Annotated in this window: 16 protein-coding genes, 1 tRNA gene and 1 pseudogene; 7 read left to right on the top strand and 11 right to left on the bottom strand. The window is 74.6% G+C overall.

All coding sequences use genetic code 11. The annotated features are described in order from the left end of the window. Positions 1–108: 108 nt before the first annotated feature. On the top strand, positions 109–846 hold the full coding sequence (locus tag ACFWJB_RS14010) for a Tellurium resistance (protein ID WP_385470179.1): 738 nt from the start codon (positions 109–111) through the stop codon (positions 844–846). 42 nt (positions 847–888) lie between these two features. Here the strand turns inward: ACFWJB_RS14010 and ACFWJB_RS14015 are convergent, their stop codons facing one another. Then, positions 889–1,830, bottom strand: a complete 942-nt coding sequence (locus tag ACFWJB_RS14015; protein WP_385470181.1) for a TerD family protein — start codon at positions 1,828–1,830, stop codon at positions 889–891. Between the two features lie 209 nt (positions 1,831–2,039). On the opposite strand from ACFWJB_RS14015, the gene ACFWJB_RS14020 reads away from it, so the two are divergent. The 3 genes from ACFWJB_RS14020 (at position 2,040) to ACFWJB_RS14030 (ending at position 6,592) form a co-directional block, all read left to right on the top strand. Next, complete coding sequence (locus ACFWJB_RS14020; RefSeq protein ID WP_385470183.1) at positions 2,040–3,224, top strand: HpcH/HpaI aldolase/citrate lyase family protein; 1,185 nt, start codon at positions 2,040–2,042, stop codon at positions 3,222–3,224. Between the two features lie 63 nt (positions 3,225–3,287). Beyond that, on the top strand, positions 3,288–5,783 hold the full coding sequence (locus ACFWJB_RS14025) for a phosphoribosyltransferase (protein ID WP_386922412.1): 2,496 nt from the start codon (positions 3,288–3,290) through the stop codon (positions 5,781–5,783). Further along, entirely contained in the window at positions 5,783–6,592 is an 810-nt protein-coding gene (locus ACFWJB_RS14030) for an HAD family hydrolase (protein WP_385470185.1), read from the top strand. Before ACFWJB_RS14025 ends, ACFWJB_RS14030 begins: the two co-directional genes overlap by 1 nt. Positions 6,593–6,617: 25 nt before the next feature. On the opposite strand, the pseudogene ACFWJB_RS14035 reads toward ACFWJB_RS14030, so the two are convergent. The 4 genes and pseudogenes from ACFWJB_RS14035 to ACFWJB_RS14050 form a co-directional block, all read right to left on the bottom strand. Further along, positions 6,618–7,268: pseudogene (locus ACFWJB_RS14035) on the bottom strand (DedA family protein); the annotation flags it as partial. Between the two features lie 74 nt (positions 7,269–7,342). Continuing rightward, positions 7,343–7,561 carry a zinc ribbon domain-containing protein gene (locus ACFWJB_RS14040; RefSeq protein ID WP_385470187.1) on the bottom strand — a complete coding sequence of 73 codons (219 nt, stop codon included), beginning with the start codon at positions 7,559–7,561 and terminating at the stop codon, positions 7,343–7,345. 55 nt (positions 7,562–7,616) lie between these two features. Then, positions 7,617–9,023, bottom strand: a complete 1,407-nt coding sequence (locus tag ACFWJB_RS14045) for a hypothetical protein (RefSeq protein ID WP_386922339.1) — start codon at positions 9,021–9,023, stop codon at positions 7,617–7,619. Between the two features lie 71 nt (positions 9,024–9,094). Continuing rightward, complete coding sequence (locus ACFWJB_RS14050) at positions 9,095–9,865, bottom strand: DUF4097 family beta strand repeat-containing protein (protein WP_386922341.1); 771 nt, start codon at positions 9,863–9,865, stop codon at positions 9,095–9,097. Positions 9,866–10,090: 225 nt separating this feature from the next. Here ACFWJB_RS14050 and ACFWJB_RS14055 point away from each other — a divergent pair. Next, positions 10,091–10,165: transfer RNA gene (locus ACFWJB_RS14055), tRNA-Val, on the top strand. A 68-nt stretch (positions 10,166–10,233) separates the two neighbouring features. Here ACFWJB_RS14055 and ACFWJB_RS14060 read toward each other — a convergent pair. Then, complete coding sequence (locus tag ACFWJB_RS14060) at positions 10,234–10,578, bottom strand: hypothetical protein (protein WP_386922343.1); 345 nt, start codon at positions 10,576–10,578, stop codon at positions 10,234–10,236. Between the two features lie 164 nt (positions 10,579–10,742). On the opposite strand from ACFWJB_RS14060, the gene ACFWJB_RS14065 reads away from it, so the two are divergent. Beyond that, the gene (locus ACFWJB_RS14065) at positions 10,743–10,976 is read left to right on the top strand and encodes a DUF2277 domain-containing protein (RefSeq protein WP_385470195.1); all 234 of its coding nucleotides are present in this window, start codon (positions 10,743–10,745) and stop codon (positions 10,974–10,976) included. A 46-nt stretch (positions 10,977–11,022) separates the two neighbouring features. Here ACFWJB_RS14065 and ACFWJB_RS14070 read toward each other — a convergent pair whose 3' ends face one another. From ACFWJB_RS14070 to ACFWJB_RS14085, 4 genes are all read right to left on the bottom strand, one after another. After that, positions 11,023–11,670 carry a DedA family protein gene (locus tag ACFWJB_RS14070; protein ID WP_385470197.1) on the bottom strand — a complete coding sequence of 216 codons (648 nt, stop codon included), beginning with the start codon at positions 11,668–11,670 and terminating at the stop codon, positions 11,023–11,025. Between the two features lie 205 nt (positions 11,671–11,875). Further along, a complete protein-coding gene (locus ACFWJB_RS14075; protein WP_386922346.1) occupies positions 11,876–12,328 on the bottom strand; it encodes a DoxX family protein in 453 nt (150 codons plus the stop codon). Positions 12,329–12,572: 244 nt separating this feature from the next. Then, a complete protein-coding gene (locus ACFWJB_RS14080) occupies positions 12,573–14,219 on the bottom strand; it encodes an alkaline phosphatase D family protein (protein WP_386922348.1) in 1,647 nt (548 codons plus the stop codon). Between the two features lie 82 nt (positions 14,220–14,301). Beyond that, positions 14,302–14,946, bottom strand: a complete 645-nt coding sequence (locus ACFWJB_RS14085; RefSeq protein ID WP_385470203.1) for an HNH endonuclease family protein — start codon at positions 14,944–14,946, stop codon at positions 14,302–14,304. A gap of 369 nt (positions 14,947–15,315) precedes the next feature. On the opposite strand from ACFWJB_RS14085, the gene ACFWJB_RS14090 reads away from it, so the two are divergent. After that, positions 15,316–15,990: an HAD family hydrolase gene (locus tag ACFWJB_RS14090; protein ID WP_386922350.1), complete on the top strand. Its 675-nt coding sequence runs from the start codon at positions 15,316–15,318 to the stop codon at positions 15,988–15,990. A gap of 416 nt (positions 15,991–16,406) precedes the next feature. Here the strand turns inward: ACFWJB_RS14090 and ACFWJB_RS14095 are convergent, their stop codons facing one another. Further along, positions 16,407–17,513: a peptidoglycan-binding protein gene (locus tag ACFWJB_RS14095; protein ID WP_386922352.1), complete on the bottom strand. Its 1,107-nt coding sequence runs from the start codon at positions 17,511–17,513 to the stop codon at positions 16,407–16,409. Positions 17,514–17,699: the final 186 nt, after the last annotated feature.

A 17,699-nucleotide genomic window follows, 5' to 3' on the forward strand; every position in this document is an offset into this window, starting at 1 on the left:
CCACCGGTGTGAACCCGGCCCGGACGAGGAACGCTCTGTGCGGGGCGGCCGACGAGGACGACTCCTCGGGGCCGCCCCGTCGGCGGTGAAGGGAACGTGGGGGCGGGAATGGGCTTCTTGGACGGGCTGTGGCGCGGCCGTGAGAACGAGTTCGACTCGGGCAGCGCGGCCACCAACTCGATCGAGCTGACCAAACGGCACAGCCAGGTCTCACTCACCAGACAGGGCGCGGCCACCGGGCACCTGCGCATCAACCTCACCTGGCGGATGCGGACCTCCGACATCATGGGCGTGCAGCGCGAGAGCCTGCTGCGGCACCCCTTCAAGGCCCTCAAGCCCCCCGAGGTCGTCGGCCACAGCCAGAGCATGGTCAACGTCGACCTCGACCTCGGCTGCCTCTACGAGCTCCAGGACGGCACCCGGGGCGTCGTCCAGCCGCTCGGCGGCTACCTGGGCGACGTCAACGCCCCGCCGTACGTCAAGCTCAGCGGCGACGACCGGTTCGGCTCGGCCTCCGGGGAGACGATCTACGTCAACCTCGACCACCGGGACTCCATCAAACGCCTGCTGCTCTTCGCCTACATCTACGACCAGACGCCGGCCTTCGACCGTACGCACGCCATCGTCACCCTCTACCCGAGCAACGGGCCGCGCATCGAGATAGGCCTCGACGAGCGCCACCCGCAGGCCCGGTCCTGCGCCGTGGTGATGATCGAGAACGTCAAGGGCGAGATCCTGGTCCGCCGCGAGGTGAAGTTCGTCTACGGCTTCCAGGGGGAGCTGGACCGGCTCTACGGGTGGGGGCTGCAGTGGGGGCGGGGCTACAAGACCAAGGTCGAGCGCTGAGCCCCGCACCGGCCGCACCCGCGTTCCGGTGAGCGGCGCCCGCTAGCGGCCGACGAACTGCGGCCCCTGCGGCGGCAGCCGGAAGTCCGGGCCGGGCGCCGTGGTCGCCGGCGCCGGGTAGCCGTACCCGGACTGCGCCCCGGCGGCCCCCGCGGTGGCGGGCGCCGCCTGCGGGTATCCGTAGTCCGGCCGCCCGGCCGGCTGCGGGTAGCCGTAGGCCGGCGGTGTCGCCGGCGGCTGCTGCGGATAGCCGTACGCGGGCTGCGCCGGCACCCCCGCCGGCTGCTCCGGGGGCAGCGGGTACGAGACCTCGGAGGAGGACAGGACGGGCAGCGGCTGCACGGTCGTCGGCTCGTCGGGGCCGAACACCGGCCGGTCCGGCGTGGACGGGGTGGTGGCGGGCGGCTCCGGCGAGGCGGCGGCCGGCTCCTGCGCCGCCTCGGACTCGTCCACGGAGATCCCGAAGTCGGTCGCCAGACCCTTCAGCCCGTTGGAGTAGCCCTCGCCGAGCGCCCGGAACTTCCAGGCCTCCCCGCGCCGGTACAGCTCCCCGCAGATCAGCGCCGTCTCCTGGCCCGTCTCCGGCCTGACGTCGAAGTAGGCCAGCGGCTCCCCGTCGGCGACCGTGGCGTCGTACAGCACGATGCGCAGGTCCCGTACCCGGTCGAAGGCGACGCCGTCCGCCGAGGCGACCACCAGGATCCGGCGCACCGAGGGCTCGACGCCCGGGAGGTCCGTCTGGATCGTGTCGGTCAGGCCCTCGGGGACCCGCTTCTTGCCGAGCCGCCAGACCTGCCCGGACGGATGCCGGGGCTGGTTGTAGAAGACGAAGTCCTCGTCGGAACGCACACGGTCGTCGGGGCCCAGGAGCAGCGCGGAGGCGTCGACGTCCGGGACCCCCTGCCCGGGTGTCCAGCGCAGCACGGCGCGTACCGTGGTGGCTTGCAGCGGGACGTTCGACCCCTTCAGCATCGCGTGCGTCATGCCGTCATCCTGCCCTCTCGGTCCTGCTCACGACAACGCGGGGGCGGGCTGCCCGGGGCCGTGTCCCCGCAGCCCGGTCGCCCGCCGCCGACACGGCGGGGTTACCTGGAATTCATGCCCGGTGGGAACCACCGACATGGATACGTACGTACTATTACCGGCCACCTTGGACTGTTCACCGGACGCCCAGACACCGCGGGGGAGTATTCATGCGTCATTTCGGTCACCTCGCCCCTGAGGTGCGCCAGCGCCTCTTCCACCGGGAACCCTGCGAGTTCACCGCGGACTCCCCGGCCCGGCTGCTGTCCGCGGCCCTCGGCGCCACGCTCTACAGCCCGGCCACCCGGCCGAGGCTCGCCGACGACGTCCTCAAGCAGGGTGCGCGCGGCGTGGTGTCGATGGTGCTGTGCCTGGAGGACTCGATCGACGACGCCGACGTGGCGGCCGGCGAGGAGAACCTGGTGCGGCAGTTCACGGACCTGGCGGACCGCACGGCTCCCGGGGCTCCCGGCGGCACCGAGGTGCCGCTGCTGTTCGTCCGGGTCCGCACCCCCGAGCAGATCCCCGACCTCGTGCGGCGCCTCGGCCCGGCCGTGCGGCTGCTGTCCGGGTTCGTGCTGCCCAAGTTCACCGGGGAACGCGGCGTGCCCTTCCTGGAGGCGCTCACCGCGGCCGAGGCGGCGAGCGGCCGGCGCCTGTTCGCCATGCCGGTCCTGGAGTCGCCGGACCTGCTGTACCGCGAGTCGCGCGTGCAGACGCTGGAGGGGATCTTCCGGGCGGTCGACAAGTACCGCGACCGGGTGCTCGCCCTGCGCCTCGGCGTGACCGACTTCTGCTCCTCCTACGGGCTGCGCCGGGCCCCCGACATGACGGCGTACGACGTCCAGATCGTCGCCTCCGTGATCGCCGACGTGGTGAACATGCTGGCCAGGGCCGACGGCACCGGATTCACGGTGACCGGGCCGGTGTGGGAGTACTTCCGGGTCCAGGAGAGGATGTTCAAACCGCAACTGCGGCAGAGCCCGTTCCTGGAGGTGCAGGCGGTGGAGCTGCGCCAGAAGCTGATCGAGCACTCCATGGACGGTCTGCTGCGGGAGATCTCCCTGGACCGGGCCAACGGCCTGCTCGGCAAGACCTGCATCCACCCCTCGCACGTGCTGCCCGTGCACGCCCTGTCCGTCGTCAGCCATGAGGAGTTCAGCGACGCCCAGGACATCCTGCGCCCCGAGCGCGGCGGCGGAGGCGTGCTGAGGTCGGCGTACACGAACAAGATGAACGAGGTGAAGCCGCACCGCGCCTGGGCCGAGCGGACGCTGCTGCGCGCCGAGGTCTTCGGCGTGGCCCACGAGGACGTCGGCTTCGTGGAACTCCTCGCCGCCGGCCTGTCCGACTGAACCCGCCCGACCGAACGCAAGGAATCGATGAACGACGCAGTGGACCACGGGAGGCACGAGCACATGGACGAGGGGGCGCGTGCCGGGGAGCACGCCGGCGTCTGGTCCGGCAGCTGGGTCGCGGAGCGGCTCGGCGTCGGGATCGCGGGCGACGACGCCCTCACCGGCATGCTGGGACTCGCCCTGCGCCGCAACCCCAAGCGCGCCCATCTGCTCGTGTCCAACGTGCTCGGCAAGCACGTCCCGCAGTCCCCGTCCGTCGTGTACGGCCACGGTCTCGCCCTCGGCCGGCGCGTCCGCGGCCTGCTGGGCGCCGAGGAGGCCGGCCGGGCCGTCGTCCTCGGCTACGCGGAGACCGCCACCGGCCTCGGCCACTCGGTCGCCGACGGCCTGGGCGCCGCCCCCTGCCTGCACTCGACCCGCCGTCCGGTCGCCGGGGCCGTCCCCGCGGGCGGCTTCGAGGAGTCCCACTCGCACGCCACCTCCCACCTGCTGCTGCCCGAGGACCCGGCGCTGCTGGCCGGCGACGGTCCCCTGGTCCTGGTCGACGACGAGTTCTCCACCGGCAACACGGTCCTGAACACCGTCCGCGCCCTGCACGAGCGCTACCCGCGGGGGTGGTACGTGGTGGTCGCCCTGGTGGACATGCGGTCCGCGGCGGACGTGGGACGGCTCGAGGAATTCGCGCGGGAGATCGGCGCGCGGGTGGATCTGGTGACGGCGGCCTCGGGGACGGTGCGCCTGCCGGAAGGGGTGCTGGAGAAGGGGCAGGCACTGGTGGCGCGGTACGAGGCGGAAGGGCCCGGGGCCGCCGGTCCGCCGTCCGCGGCGCCGTCGTGGCCGGTCGCGCGGTTCCCCACCCCCGTGGACCTGTGCTGGCCTTCCGGCCTCCCCGACGGCGGACGGCACGGCTTCACCCCCGCCCACCGTGCCCGCCTCGATTCCGCCCTGCCCGGCATGGCCGCCCGGATCGTGAGGGCGCTGCCGGCCGGTGCCCGCCGGGTGCTCGTCCTCGGCTTCGAGGAGCTGATGTACGCCCCGCTGCGCCTGGCCTGCGAGCTGGAGCGGACCGCCGGGGCCGAGGTGCGCTACTCCACCACCACCCGCTCGCCCGTCCTCGCGGTCGACGACCCCGGTTACGCGATACGCACCCGGCTGGTCTTCCCCGCGCACGACGACCCCGCCGACGGCCCCGGCGAGCGCTACGCCTACAACGTCGCGGGTGGCGGCTTTGACGCCGTCGTCGCCGTCGTCGACTCGGCCGCCGACACCCCCGCGCTGCACGCGCCGGACGGGCTGCTGGCCCGGCTCGCCGCGCACGTCCCGCACGTCCTGCTCGCGGTCGTCCCGTCGTACGTGCCCGGCTCCCCCGGGTCCCCGCACGCCCCCGAAAGGCCCCCGATGCTGCCCGAGCCCCTGCGCGGTCCCGCCTTCTCCTCGTACGCCCCCGACGAGGTCGGCTGGCTGCTCCAGGACCTCTCGGAGGTGACGCTGGAGGCGCCGACCGAGGAGCGCGAGGAGGCGATCCAGCGGGGCGGCGCCCACTACGCCGAGTCGCTGCCGGTGGAGTACCAGCCCAGCGAGCAGTACCAGGAGCTGTTCCACGCGGCGCTGGAGGCGTCCGCGGCACGCCTCGCGCGGGCCGTCGGCGCCGTCACCGAGATCGTGCTCACCGAGCGGTCGCCGCGGCCCGTCCTGGTCTCCCTGGCCCGCGCGGGCACCCCCGTCGGCATCCTGATGCGCCGCTGGGCGCAGTACCGGCACGGCCTCGACCTGCCGCACTACGCCGTGTCGATCGTCCGGGGCCGCGGCATCGACGCCAACGCACTGCGCCGGCTGGCCGCCGACCACGACCCGGCCGACGTCGTCTTCGTCGACGGCTGGACCGGCAAGGGCGCCATCACCCGCGAACTCGCCGCCGCGCTCCGCGACTTCGAGGTCTCCGACGGCATCACCGGCTTCGACCCGGAGATCGCCGTCCTCGCCGACCCGGGCTCCTGCGTCCGCACCTACGGCACCCGCGACGACTTCCTCATCCCGTCCGCCTGCCTCAACTCCACGGTCTCCGGCCTGATATCCCGCACCGTGCTCCGCGCCGACCTGGTCGGCCCGCACGACTACCACGGTGCGAAGTTCTACCGCGAACTCTCCGGCGCCGACCTGTCACGGGCCTTCCTGGACGCCGTCTCCGCCCGCTTCCCGGAGGTCGCGGACACCGTCGACGCGCAGGTCAAGGAGCTCCTCGCCGCCGACCGCACCCCCACCTGGGAGGGCTGGGCCGCCGTCGAGCGCATCAGCGAGGAGTACGGCATCCACGACGTCAACCTCGTCAAGCCCGGCGTCGGCGAGACCACCCGCGTGATGCTGCGCCGGGTGCCGTGGAAGGTGCTGGCCCGCGCCGGTGCGGGCGCCGACCTCGACCACGTGCGGCTGCTGGCCGAGCAGCGCGGGGTGCCCGTGGAGGAGGTGGCCGGCCTGCCCTACACCTGCGTCGGGCTGATCCACCCGCAGTACACGCGCGGCGCGACCGGCGCCGACGGCAGGGCGGTGACGCGCTGATGCCGGTGCTCGTCGCGAGCGACCTCGACCGCACGCTCATCTACTCCGCCGCCGCCCTGGGGCTGACCATGCCCGACGCGCGGGCACCGCGGCTGCTGTGCGTGGAGGTCTACGAGAGCAGGCCCCTGTCCTACATGACCGAGACGGCCGCGGGACTGCTGGCCGGCCTCGGCGAGACGGCCGTCTTCGTGCCGGTCACCACCCGGACCCGCGAGCAGTACCGGCGGATCAGCCTGCCCGGACCGCCGCCGAAGTACGCGATCTGCGCCAACGGCGGGCACCTGCTCGTCGACGGGGTCTCCGACGCCGGCTGGCAGGCGCGGGTGGCCGCGCGGCTGGCCGACGAGTGCGCCTCGCTGGACGAGGTCCGCGACCACCTCATGAGCGCCGCCGACCCCGTGTGGGTGCGCAAGCAGCGGGTCGCCGAGGACCTGTTCGCCTACCTCGTCGTCGAGCGCGAGCTGCTGCCCGAGGACTGGGTCAAGGAACTCGCCGTCTGGGCGGAGGACCGCGGCTGGACCGTGTCCCTCCAGGGCCGCAAGATCTACACCGTGCCCAGGCCGCTGACCAAGAGCGCCGCCGTGCGCGAGGTCGCCCGCCGCACCGGCGCCGATCTCACCCTGGCCGCCGGCGACTCCCTCCTCGACGCCGACCTGCTGCTGGCCGCGGACCGGGGCTGGCGTCCCGGCCACGGCGAGCTGGCCGACTCCGGCTGGACGGCACCGGCGATCGAGGCCCTGCCCGAGCGCGGCGTGCTGGCGGGGGAGCGGATCCTGCGCGAGTTCCGCACGGCGGCGAGCGGGGGCTAGCGGCCGTGCCCGGTGGCGCTCAGCGGCGGTCGGCCTTGCGGCGGCTGCCGCGGCCCCGGCGCAGCAGCCGCAGCAGCACGAAGGCCACGACGGCCAGCGCGGCGACGGCGAGCACCACCTTCGAGTAGGCGGAGACGACGGTGCTGACCTGGTGCCAGTTGTCGCCGAGGAAGTAGCCCGCCAGGACGAAGGCGGTGTTCCAGATGGCGCTGCCCGCCGTGGTCAGCGCCGTGAACACCGGCAGGGGCATGCGCTCCACGCCCGCCGGGACGGAGATCAGGCTGCGGAAGACGGGGAGCATCCGGCCGAAGAACACGGCCTTCGTGCCGTGCCGGCGGAACCACTCCTCCGTCCGCTCGATGTCCGAGACCTTCACCAGCGGCAGCCGGGCCGCCACGGCGACGGTCCGCTCCCGGCCGAGGAGCGCCCCGATGCCATACAGCGCGAGGGCGCCCACCACCGAACCGGCGACGGTCCACACGAGCGCGGCGACCAGGTTCATGCTGCCGGTGCTGGCGGCGAAGCCGGCCAGCGGCAGGATGACCTCGCTCGGGATCGGCGGGAAGAGGTTCTCCAGGGCGACGGCCAGCCCGGCCCCGGGCGCGCCGAGGGTGTCCATCAGGTCGCTGATCCACTGGGGCGCGCCGCCCACCGCCTCCGCCGCGTTGACTGCCATGTCCCCACGCTAGGCGGACGAACCTGAAGGGATCCTGAGCGGCCGGGGCGCGTCGGGCGCCCCGGCGTCACCGGTCAGCCGCAGCAGCCCCCGCCGCAGCAGCCGCCACCGCCTCCGCCGCCCGCGCGGGGAGCCGGGGCGGAGGCCGAGCCGCCGACGGCGACCGCCGACAGCAGCTTCACCGTGTCGTCGTGGCCCGCCGGGCACGGCGCCGGGGCGGAGGACTCGGCCATGGGCCGGCTCAGTTCGAAGGTGTCGCCGCAGCTGCGGCAGCGGTACTCGTAGCGAGGCATGCGCACAGGTTAACCGGCGGGCCCGGACGGCCGGTCCCGGCGGCGGGAGCCGGTCTCAGTGCCCGCCCCCGCGCTCCTCGCGGATGTGCGCCACCACGTCGGCGACCGTCCGGCGGACCGCGTCCGTCTCCGTCAGGAAGTGCCAGTAGTCGGGGTGCCGGCCCTCGAGCGTGGTGACCGCCCGTTCCAGCCGGGCCACGGCGTCGTCCAGGGGACGCGCGTGCCGCGGGTCGGGGGTGTTGCGGCCCGCCATGGCGAGCCGCTGGGCGTCGCGGATCGCGAACCGGGTGCGTTCGACCTCCTGCTGCGGGTCCTTCTGCACGGCGTTGAGCTGCCGCAGCCGGTCGCCGGCGGCCGAGACGGCCTCGTCGGTGCCGTTCAGCAGAGCGCGGACCGTGGACAGCAGGGCGGTGGCGTCGGGCCAGCGCTGTTCGTCGCGGGCGCGCTGCGCCTCGGCCAGCTTGCGCTCGGCCTGCCGGACCGTTTCGCCGGCCTGGTCGGGCACGTGCTGGAGGTCCTGCCAGCAGGCGGCCGTGAACCGCCGGCGCAGCTCGCTCAGCACCGGTTCGACCTGTCCGGCGCGGGTGGTCAGCGCCTGGGCGCGGGTGCGCAGGGAGACCAGCCGGTGGTCGGTCTCGGCGGCCCGCTCGGGCAGGCGCTCGGCCTCGGCGCGGACCGACTCGGCCTCCCGGGTGACCCGCTCGGCCCGCTCCAGGGTCTGCGGCACGCCGTGCTGCCCGGCGCCCTGGTTCAACCGGGTCAGCTCCGGGCCCAGGGTGGCGAGCCGGGCGGCCAGGTCGTCCGCCTTCAGCCCGGCCCCGCGTACGGCGTCCAGGGCGTGCGAGGCGGCGAGCAGGGCCTGCCGGGCGCGCTCGACGGCGGGGGCGAGCCGGGCCAGCTGGGTCTCGGCCTTGCCGAGCAGGGGGCCCAGTCCCTCGGCGAAGCGGTCCAGTTCCTTCTTGACCCGGCCCAGTTCGTCCTTGGCGGCCGTGAGGTCGGTGCGGGCCCGGGAGGCGGCCGACGCCTCCAGGTCGTCCCGGTCCAGGTCGTGGGCGTCGACGGCGCCGATGTACCGGCCGCTGGCCTCGTCGATGCGCCGGCCCAGCTCGGCGAAGCCGTCGACGGCGCGCCGGGCGGCGGGGGAGGAGTCCACGGCCGCGATCGTCTCGATGGAGATGCGCAGGTCCCGCTGGGCGGTGTCCAGCTCGTAGAAGGCCGCCGCGGCGGCGTCCTTCGCGGCCTGTGCCTCGGCCCGCTGGCTCTCGGCCCGGCCGCCGAACCAGCGCCGGGTGCCGCCGCCGGCGAACGCGGCGGGCAGGGCGAGCGCGGCGAGCAGCGGCAGGCCGAGCAGAGTGAGCGTGTCACGGAGCGCGCCGGGCGGGCGCTTGCCCGGGGCCCGGTGCGGCGGGCGCGGCGCACGCGGCACCATCGGCGAGTACGGCTGCGATGGTGTCGCCGTCACATCCCTCTCCCGTGTCGTCCGTCCTGCCCGGGTTCATTCTCCCACCCGTAAGAGACGAACACACGGGCCGGTCAGTTCGCGGTTCGGACCGCGACTTTGCCGTCCTGGGTGCGCGCGGTCACCACGTGGGAGCTCGTGTCGTCCCGGGGCACGGACACGTCGACCGACCCGTCGTCGCTGTCGGCGGACACCTTGTACGTGGCCCGGGGCAGGTCGACGGTGACGGAGCCGTCGTCGCTGCGGGTCTCCACCAGGTCGGGGACGGTGCCGAGTTCCAGGTGGATCGAGCCGTCCTTGGTGGACGCGTCCACCCGGCGCGAGGAGACCTCCGCACGCAGCGACCCGTCGTCGCTGCGCAGGGTCAGCGGTCCGGTGGAGTCGCCGACCCGCACGGATCCGTCCGCCGTGCGGATGTCCAGCGCGTCCCGGAAGCCCTGCGCCCGGACGCTGCCGTCGTCGCTGCGCACCGTGACGGTGACGCCGCGGGGCACCTCCACGCGGTGCCTGGTGTCGCAGTCGGCGACCAGGCCGGAGCAGTGCGTCCGCAGTTTCAGCCGGTCGCCGTCCATGCTCCAGGTCACCTCGGGGTCGGAGCCGACGACGACCGAGCCCTTGAACCACCGGGTGACCTCGACCCTGCCCGGCGCGTGCCCGTCCGCGGCGACGATCTCCAGCGCGGAGTCGTCGGCGTCGACGGTGAGGGTGCTGCCCTGGAGGGCGAAGGACCGGTGGTCCGGTTCCTTGTCCTCGTCGGCGGAGGAGCAGCCGCTGAGCCCGGCGACGAGGACGGCGACGGCGCCGGCGGCGGCGAGGGCGCGGACGGTGACGGTACGGGCGGCCATGACGGATCTCCCCCTGTGACGGATGTCGAGGCACCGCTCCGGGACGCCCGGCCGGCGGGGCCGGCGGGCCCGGTGCGGTGATGTTCCCGACCGTAGTGACAGGGGTCCCGCGCGGGGATCCGGACCGCTCCCGGATCCGGGGTGGGGTTAACCCCCGCCCGGGGCCGGGCCCGGTACGCGCTTGCCGGACGGCGCCCGGGGCCATGTAGGCTGTCGACTCGTCCCGGGTGCGTAGCTCAGGGGTAGAGCGCCTGCCTTACAAGCAGGATGTCGGCGGTTCGAAACCGTCCGCGCCCACCAGGACCGGCGTCGGTGCCGGTCGAGAGGCCCCCGGAGATCCTCCGGGGGCCTCTCGCGTGCGCCCGCCCTTACGCGTCCTGCTCCGCCCCGGTCTCGTGGGCGTGCTTGAGCTCCGTGCGCGCGGCCACGCGGTCCGGGCCGGTGATCCCGGACCAGTAGCGGTGGGTGGTGACGAAGACGGCGAGCTCGCGCTCGCGCTGCCGGAGCTTCTCCACCTCGGCCTGTTCGTCCTCCGACCAGCCGGGCGAGGCGGGGCGCTCGACCCTGCGCCAGCCGGTGTCGTCGCTGAAGCCGTCCAGCGGCTCGACGGACCAGGGAAGTCTCTTCAGCAGGGCCGACAGCTCGGCCCGGACCTGATGCAGTTCCTCCTGACCGGCGAGGAGGTCACTGGGGAAGTCGTAGGTCGTAGCCACGCCCTCAATCATACGCCTGTTCGATTTTGCGGCGCGCGTTCCCTTCGGTGGTTCACGCGAACGGGTGGCCACGGCCCGGCCGCCCCGCGCGCGGCTCTCCGGCGGGTGGGTGCCGCTTCGGCGCAGGCGTCCCGCGGGCGGGCCTCGGGGTGGAGACTGGAGCCATGTGCCGCAGCATCAAGACGCTCCGCCCGCCCGCGCTGGCCGAGGAGGCCACCGGGGACGAGATCAGGGCCGCCGCCCTGCAGTACGTGCGCAAGGTGTCCGGGTTCCGGGCGCCGGCCGCGCACAACCGGGAGGTGTTCGAACAGGCGGTGGAGGCCGTCGCCGCGGCCACGGCCGAGCTGCTGGACGGCCTGGAGGTACGGGGAGCCGCCGGCGCGCGCCGGGCGGGATGACGCCGATGCCGCTGCCGCTGCCGCTGCCGCCGCCGGCCCGCGCCCGCTACGAGGCCTCGGTGGCCTGCGGCTGGCGGCGCATCAGGTACGCCGCGCCCGCCCCCGCGGCGAACAGCGCGAGGAAGGACACCCCCGTCGCCAGCCAGCTCGGGCCGAGCCACTGGCCGCCGAAGTAGCCGAGGGCGACGCTGTAGGCGGCCCAGGACAGTCCCGCGAGGGCGGACCAGGGCAGGAACTCGCGGACCCGGCGGTGGGCGGCTCCGGCGACGAGGGAGACGACCGAGCGGCCGGCCGGGGCGAAGCGGGCCAGGACGACGAGGGCGCCCCGGGCGCCTCCGCTGCGGGCGAGCGCTCCGCCGAGACGCTGGTGCGCCGTGGTCAGCCGGCGGGACCGGGCGATCGCGCGGTCGAGGCGGTCCCCGCCGCGCCAGGCCAGGCGGTACACGGCCAGGTCGCCGAGTACGGAGGCGGTCGTGGCGCACAGGAGGAGGAGCACGATGTCGGGGACGTCGTGCGGCACCCGCCCGGCCGCCGCCGCACCCGAGCCCGCGGCCGCCGCGGTGGCCGCCGTGATCACGAGCACGCCGCTCGGCAGCACCGGTAGGAAGATGTCGAGCAGCACCGACAGGGCCACCAGCGCATAGATCCATGGGCTGCTGACCAGCGCCGCGACATTCCCGAAACCCTCGACCACCACTACTCCCCTGGATCCCCCGTGGACCGGACCGTGCCGCGGTGCGCGGGGAAACGGCAGGAGCGGTCGATGACAGCCATACAGCGTACGCGTGGGGTGTGACAAGGGTTCACAGGGGGCTCGCGCGCAGGGCGGGCAGCGTTCACCAGGCCGCCGGAAACGGTGCGGCGCCCACCCGCGCGGGGTGGGTGCCGCACCGGTCCGTTCAGGCCGCGACGGGCGTCTGCTCCGGGGTCTGCTTCTCCGGCTCGGACGAGCGCCGGGCCAGGACCCGGTCCAGGCCGAGGGCGCCGGAGCCGGTGAAGGCCAGCAGCAGGAAGGCCCAGCAGAACATCGCGGAGGCCTCGCCGCCGTTCTCCATCGGCCACAGGGCGCCCGGCTGGTGCACCTTGAAGTAGGCGTACGCCATCGAGCCCGAGGCGACGACCGCGGCGGCGCGCGTGCCGAGGCCCAGCAGGACGAGACCGCCCGCGACGAGCTGGATCACGGCCGCGTACCAGCCCGGCCAGGTGCCGGCCTCTATCGTGCCGCCGCCTCCGGAGGCGCCGCCGAGCACGCCGAAGAGGGAGGCGGCGCCGTGGCAGGCGAAGAGCAGGCCGACGACGATGCGGAACAGGCCGAGGGCGTAGGGCTGGGCGCTGTCGAGGCGTGCGGACATGTGGGGGGTGCTCCTTCGGTCGAGCCGGTCCGGGGGGGACCGGTGGGGGACGGAACCGATCGGGATGCCCACGTTAGGTGGCCCTAAGGAGTACTTGCAAGTTCAACATTTGGCCACGACGTGGCTCCGGGTTACTGGTTCGTAGGAAAAACCACCGCACGTACGGGTCGTCCCACGCACGCCGCCCGGGGCCGGCGGGCTGACCGAAACCGCGCGGAGCCCCGGGCTCCGCGCGGCCTCGCCGCTACGTCAGCGCCCGGTCCGTGACCGTCCGCAGCTCCGTCGTGCCGTCGGGGTCCGAGCGGGCCTGCTCCAGGCGCAGCCGGGCCGACCGGCCGCGCAGGGTCAGCGTCATGAGCTGGTTGCCGAACCAGGGGCCGCCGGTCCTGCGCCAGGAGACCGCCGGCGGCGCACAGCGCCCGTGGCGGGTGATGAGGCGGCCCAGAGCGCGCGCCGGGGCGCTCCAGCCGAAGCGGAAGCCGAGCCGCATCGAGAGCGGGACCGAGTTGTGCACGGGGGAGCAGGTGAGCTGCACGACCCGGGCGTCGGGGCCCCCGCCGGGCCAGGACGGCTCGGCCACGTAGGCGTGGTGGACGTCCCCCGACAGCACGCTCACCGTGGCGGGCGCCCCCGGCCCCTTCCCGGTGTCGGCGATCAGGCCGGCCAGCGCGTCGAAGGAGGCCGGGAAGGCCGGCCAGTGCTCCAGGTCCGCCCCGCGTCTGATCCGCTCCCCGAGCCGGGCCCAGCGGGCGCCCCGCTCGCCGCCGCACACCGAGGCGTTCCAGGCCTCCAGGTCGTGCACCAGGTGGGGCAGCAGCCAGGGCAGGGAGGTGCCGATGAGCAGGTGGTCGTACGCGCCCTCGCCGTCGTCCCGCCCGTCCAGCACCTGCTCGCGCAGCCAGGCCTCCTCGCCCGCGTCGAGCATCGAGCGCCGGTCCTCGTCCAGGACCCGGGCGGCGCGGGAGTCCACCATCACCAGCCGCACCCGGCCGAAGTCGCGCCGGTAGCTCCAGCGGACGGAGGCGGGATCTGCGTCGGCCCGGGCGGCGAAGTCGCGCAGCGCGTCGGTGCCGTCGGGCGCCGCGCGGACGGCCGCGTAGAGCGGGTCGGCGGCCAGTTCGGCCGGGGAGAGGTTCCCCAGCTGCTGGTACACCCAGTACGACATCAGGCCGCTCAGGATGCGCTCGCGCCACCAGCCGGTGGCCCGCATGTCGGCGACCCAGGCGGCGGAGGTGTTCCAGTCGTCGATCACGTCGTGGTCGTCGAAGACCATGCACGAGGGCACGGTGGACAGCAGCCAGCGCACCTCCGGGTCGCTCCACGACTCGTCGTAGAGCCGGGTGTACTCCTCGTAGTCCGCGACCTGGTCGCCCGGGGACTCCGCCAGGTCGCGGCGCCCGGAGATCCAGCGGCGGGTCGCGTCGGAGACCTCGTCGGCGTACACCTGGTCGCCGAGCAGCAGCAGCACGTCGGGCCGCGCGCTCCCCGGGTCGGCCGCGATGCGGGTCGCGAGGGAGTCCAGGGCGTCCGGGCCCACCGGGTCCTTCCCGCCGGCCGGCGGTGCGGCCCAGCGGCAGGAGCCGAAGGCGACGCGCAGGCCGTCGTCGGCGGCCGGCGTGGCGATCACCGAGGGCGGGAAGCGCGAGTCGGGCGGCGGCCACACGGGGGCGCCGTCGAGCAGTACCTCGTACTCCGTCGCCGTCCCGGGCGTCAGGCCGGTCACCGGGACCAGGACGTAGTGGTGGCCCGCGACCTGGAACGTGCGGGCCGTGCCTTGCGCGCCGTCGGCGCAGCGCACCTCGGCGGTGCAGGGACGGTTCGTCTCGGCCCAGATGGTCGCGGACGAGCCGTCGTTGTACCTCAGCAGTGGTCCAAGGCGCAGTTCCGCCATGGCGATCCCCTCCTCCGTCGCCCCGTACGGTACGGAACGACGGAGGGGTGCGGGGAGTGTCCGCGCCGGAGCCGGAGCGGTCTCAGCAGCTCGCGAGCTGGTTCGTCAGCGCCGACTTCTCGGCGGAGTCGACGGAGAGGCCGTAGTAGTACTTCACCTGGACCCAGGCGCGCACGTACGTGCAGCGGTAGGCGGTGCGGGACGGCAGCCAGGTGGCCGGGTCCTGGTCGCCCTTGGCCTGGTTGACGTTGTCGGTGACGGCGATGAGCTGCGGGCGGGTCAGGTCGTTGGCGAACGACTGGCGGCGTGAGGTGGTCCAGCCGCTCGCGCCGGAGTCCCAGGCCTCGGCGAGCGGCACGACGTGGTCGATGTCCAGGTCGGAGGCGGCGGTCCAGGTGGCGCCGTCGTAGGGGGAGTACCAGCTGCCCTTGGTGGCGGCGCAGGAGGAGTCGGTGACCACGCCCGAGCCGTCGCGCTTGAGGACCGTCTCGCGGGTGTTGCAGGTGCCCGACTGGGTGATCCAGTGCGGGAAGAGGTCGCGGTCGTAGCCGGTGCGGTTCTCGGTGGCCACGGTGAGGGAGGCGAGGTAGGAGCGGGCGGTGGCGGCGCTCACCGGGGTGGGCAGGGCGGCGGAGGCGGACGGGGCGCCGAACAGCCCGGCGGAGGCTATGAGCCCGGTGAGCGCGGCGAGGCCGGCGAGACGTCGACGCGCGTAGAACTTCGGCATGCGAACTCCCTTGGGGTGGGGGGGTGGGGCGCGAGCGAAGGAATGCTCGCGGCGCCGCATGGCGCACAGATGTGCGGCCGGTAAGAAGTTAGTGACGTGTGCATGGCACGTCTAGAAGCGCGACGGGACTTTCGCCCTCGATGTGGCGGCCCGCCGGGGCACGGGGGGTGCTGGTGGCGGGCTCAGGGGTGCGGAGCCGGCGGGGCCGGTGGGCGGCTCGGCGGGCGAACGGCGGGTGAACGTCCGCCCGTGCGGTGGCGCGATGGCCGACCTGTTTTGTACCGTGGAGAAACAAAGTGGCTCCCGCCCGTTCTCCCTGACCGGCGGGCGGGGCCGCCTTGTTCCCTCCCCGTGTCTTGGAGTCTGCCGATGACGGCCACCACCACTGTTCTTTCCGCCCGTGCCCTGCTGCTCGACATGGACGGCACCCTCGTCAACTCGGACGCCGCCGTCGAGCGCATCTGGCGGCGCTGGGCCGGCCGGCACGGGCTGGACGGCGACGAGGTCATGAAGGTCGTCCATGGTCGGCAGGGCTACGCCTCGATGGCGCTGCTGCTGCCGGACCGGCCGATGGAGCGGAACCACGCCGACAACGCGCGGATGCTCGCCGAGGAGACCGCCGACACCGAGGGTGTCGTGGAGATCGCCGGGGCGCGGGAGTTCCTCGCCTCGCTGCGGGGGCTGCCGCACGCGCTGGTGACCTCCGCCGACGTCGCGCTGTCCACCGCGCGGATGGCCGCCGCCGGGCTGGGGCTGCCGGACGTCCGGGTGACCGCCGAGTCGGTCGGCGCGAGCAAGCCGGACCCGGAGGGCTTCCTCAAGGGCGCGGCCGAACTGGGCGTCGAACCCGCGGACTGCGTCGCCTTCGAGGACTCCGGGGCCGGGATCGAGGCCGCGCGGGCCGCGGGGATGCGGGTCGTGGGGGTCGGGCCGCGGGCCGGTGCGTACGGGCCGGACGTGGTGGTGCGGGATCTGACGGAGGTGCGGGTGGAGGCCGACGGGCGCGGGGGGCTGCGGCTGTCCGTGGGCGGCGGAGTGGCCTGACGCGTCTGCGTGCGCCGAGGGGGGCGGGTGCGGCCGCGGCCGGTGAGGGGGTGACCGTGGGGGTGGCGGGGCCGCGGGTGGGGAGCGCGGCCCGGCGCCGACGGGGTGCCGCCGCGCCCACCCGTGCCGCCCTCGGCGGCACGATTGCCCGCGGCTGAGCCGCTTGCGGTGCTCGGTGCGGCGCGGTTGGGCGCGGCTGAGGCGCTTGCGGTGCTCGGTGTGGTGCGGTTGGGCGCGGCTGTGGCGCTTGCGGTGGCCGGTGTGGTGCGGTTGGGCGCGGCTGTGGCGCTTGCGGTGGCCGGTGTGGTGCGGTTGGGCGCGGCTGTGGCGCTTGCGGTGCTCGGTGTGGCGCGGTTGGGCGCGGCTGTGGCGCTTGCGGTGGCCGGTGTGGTGCGGTTGGGCGCGGATGATGCGGGTCAGGGCTGGTGGGTCTCCGTTTCCAGCATTCGGCGGGTGGCCTCGTCGTACACGCCCAGTTCGGCGCGGATGCCGCGGGCCCACTGGTAGGTGCGGACCGATTCCTCGACCTGGTGGTTGTAGGTGCCGTTGAACTCGCCGGTGTACAGGTAGAGCTGGGCCAGGCGCTGCTGGAGTTCCACGACCTCGGCGCCCCGGTCGCCCCGGTGCAGCGTGCCGCCGCCGTCGTAGGGGCCGTCGTCGTCCTGCCCGTCGGTCCCCGGGGCGAGCGCGGGGGCGCTCGGCGTGGTCGTGGTCGGCTCGGGCGACCGCGACGGTGCCGGCGAGGCGCTGGACGCCGACGGGGACGGCGAGGGGGAGGACGAGGGGCTCGCCGACGCGGAGGCGGACGGGGAGGGGGACTCGGTGACCGGCTCGGCCGTGGTGGCGCTCGGCTCCGGTGCCGTCGACGACGCGGTGGCCGACGGAGCCGGTACGCCCGCCCGGACCTCGTCCGGCAGTGCGCCGTCCCGCGAGGGCGACTCGTAGGAGAACAGCCCGCTCGCGTACCCGGCCGCCCCCACCACGATCACGGCCGCCCCCGCGACGCCGAGCAGCACGCCCAGTCGCCGTCGGCGAGGCCGGCCGCCCCCCGTGCCCTCCGGCACGGTCCGCAGCGGCGCCGTCGTCGCCGGGTCGTCCGCCGAGGTGTCGAACAGGCGCACGTCGTGGTCGCTGGGCGCACCGGCCGAGGGCGCCAGCGGCGTGGGCAGCACGGACGCCGCCCCGGTGGCCGGGGGCGCGGTGGACGGCCCGGCGTCGACGGCGCGCAGCGTCATGGTGGCGTCCGGGTCCGGCGCCGGCGGCGTGGACTCCGGCGGGAGCGCCGCCGGTTCACCGGTGCCGTCCAGTTCGACGTACGGCCGGATCCGCAGCGGGTCGAAGTCCTCCGCGGCCGCGGCCTGGGCCGTGCGCGCGTCGCGCAGGGCGTCGGCCGCGCGGGACCCGCAGGCACAGGACGGCGTGTGGTCGGCCTCCCTGGGTGCTCCGCACTCCGGGCAGGGGTGCTCCGAGGGCCGCCCCCCGGGCCCGTGCGGCTCCTGCGACGGCTTCTGTTCCTGCTCCACGCGCTCGTCCCTCCCCTCGCGACTCCCCTCGCGAACTCCAGAGATTATGCAGATCTCCTCCACACTTTCGCGCACACGCCCCCGGGAGCACCCGCCTTTCGCAGGACTGAACAGGCCATAACGGGTCACACCGATCAGGATGGGGTGTGGGTGGCGGCACCCGTGGACAGCGCCGGGAGGTCATCG

This window comes from Streptomyces sp. NPDC127100 (assembly GCF_042724095.1).
Lineage (GTDB): Bacteria > Actinomycetota > Actinomycetes > Streptomycetales > Streptomycetaceae > Streptomyces.

Excerpts from the sequence above, each read along its gene's own strand:
- ACFWJB_RS14010 (WP_385470179.1), top strand. The coding sequence starts at position 109 with ATGGGCTTCTTGGACGGGCTGTGGCGCGGCCGTGAGAACGAGTTCGAC.
- ACFWJB_RS14015 (WP_385470181.1), bottom strand. The coding sequence starts at position 1,830 with ATGACGCACGCGATGCTGAAGGGGTCGAACGTCCCGCTGCAAGCCACC.
- ACFWJB_RS14020 (WP_385470183.1), top strand. The coding sequence starts at position 2,040 with ATGCGTCATTTCGGTCACCTCGCCCCTGAGGTGCGCCAGCGCCTCTTC.
- ACFWJB_RS14025 (WP_386922412.1), top strand. The coding sequence starts at position 3,288 with ATGGACGAGGGGGCGCGTGCCGGGGAGCACGCCGGCGTCTGGTCCGGC.
- ACFWJB_RS14030 (WP_385470185.1), top strand. The coding sequence starts at position 5,783 with ATGCCGGTGCTCGTCGCGAGCGACCTCGACCGCACGCTCATCTACTCC.
- ACFWJB_RS14040 (WP_385470187.1), bottom strand. The coding sequence starts at position 7,561 with ATGCCTCGCTACGAGTACCGCTGCCGCAGCTGCGGCGACACCTTCGAA.
- ACFWJB_RS14050 (WP_386922341.1), bottom strand. The coding sequence starts at position 9,865 with ATGGCCGCCCGTACCGTCACCGTCCGCGCCCTCGCCGCCGCCGGCGCC.
- ACFWJB_RS14065 (WP_385470195.1), top strand. The coding sequence starts at position 10,743 with ATGTGCCGCAGCATCAAGACGCTCCGCCCGCCCGCGCTGGCCGAGGAG.
- ACFWJB_RS14075 (WP_386922346.1), bottom strand. The coding sequence starts at position 12,328 with ATGTCCGCACGCCTCGACAGCGCCCAGCCCTACGCCCTCGGCCTGTTC.
- ACFWJB_RS14080 (WP_386922348.1), bottom strand. The coding sequence starts at position 14,219 with ATGGCGGAACTGCGCCTTGGACCACTGCTGAGGTACAACGACGGCTCG.
- ACFWJB_RS14085 (WP_385470203.1), bottom strand. The coding sequence starts at position 14,946 with ATGCCGAAGTTCTACGCGCGTCGACGTCTCGCCGGCCTCGCCGCGCTC.
- ACFWJB_RS14090 (WP_386922350.1), top strand. The coding sequence starts at position 15,316 with ATGACGGCCACCACCACTGTTCTTTCCGCCCGTGCCCTGCTGCTCGAC.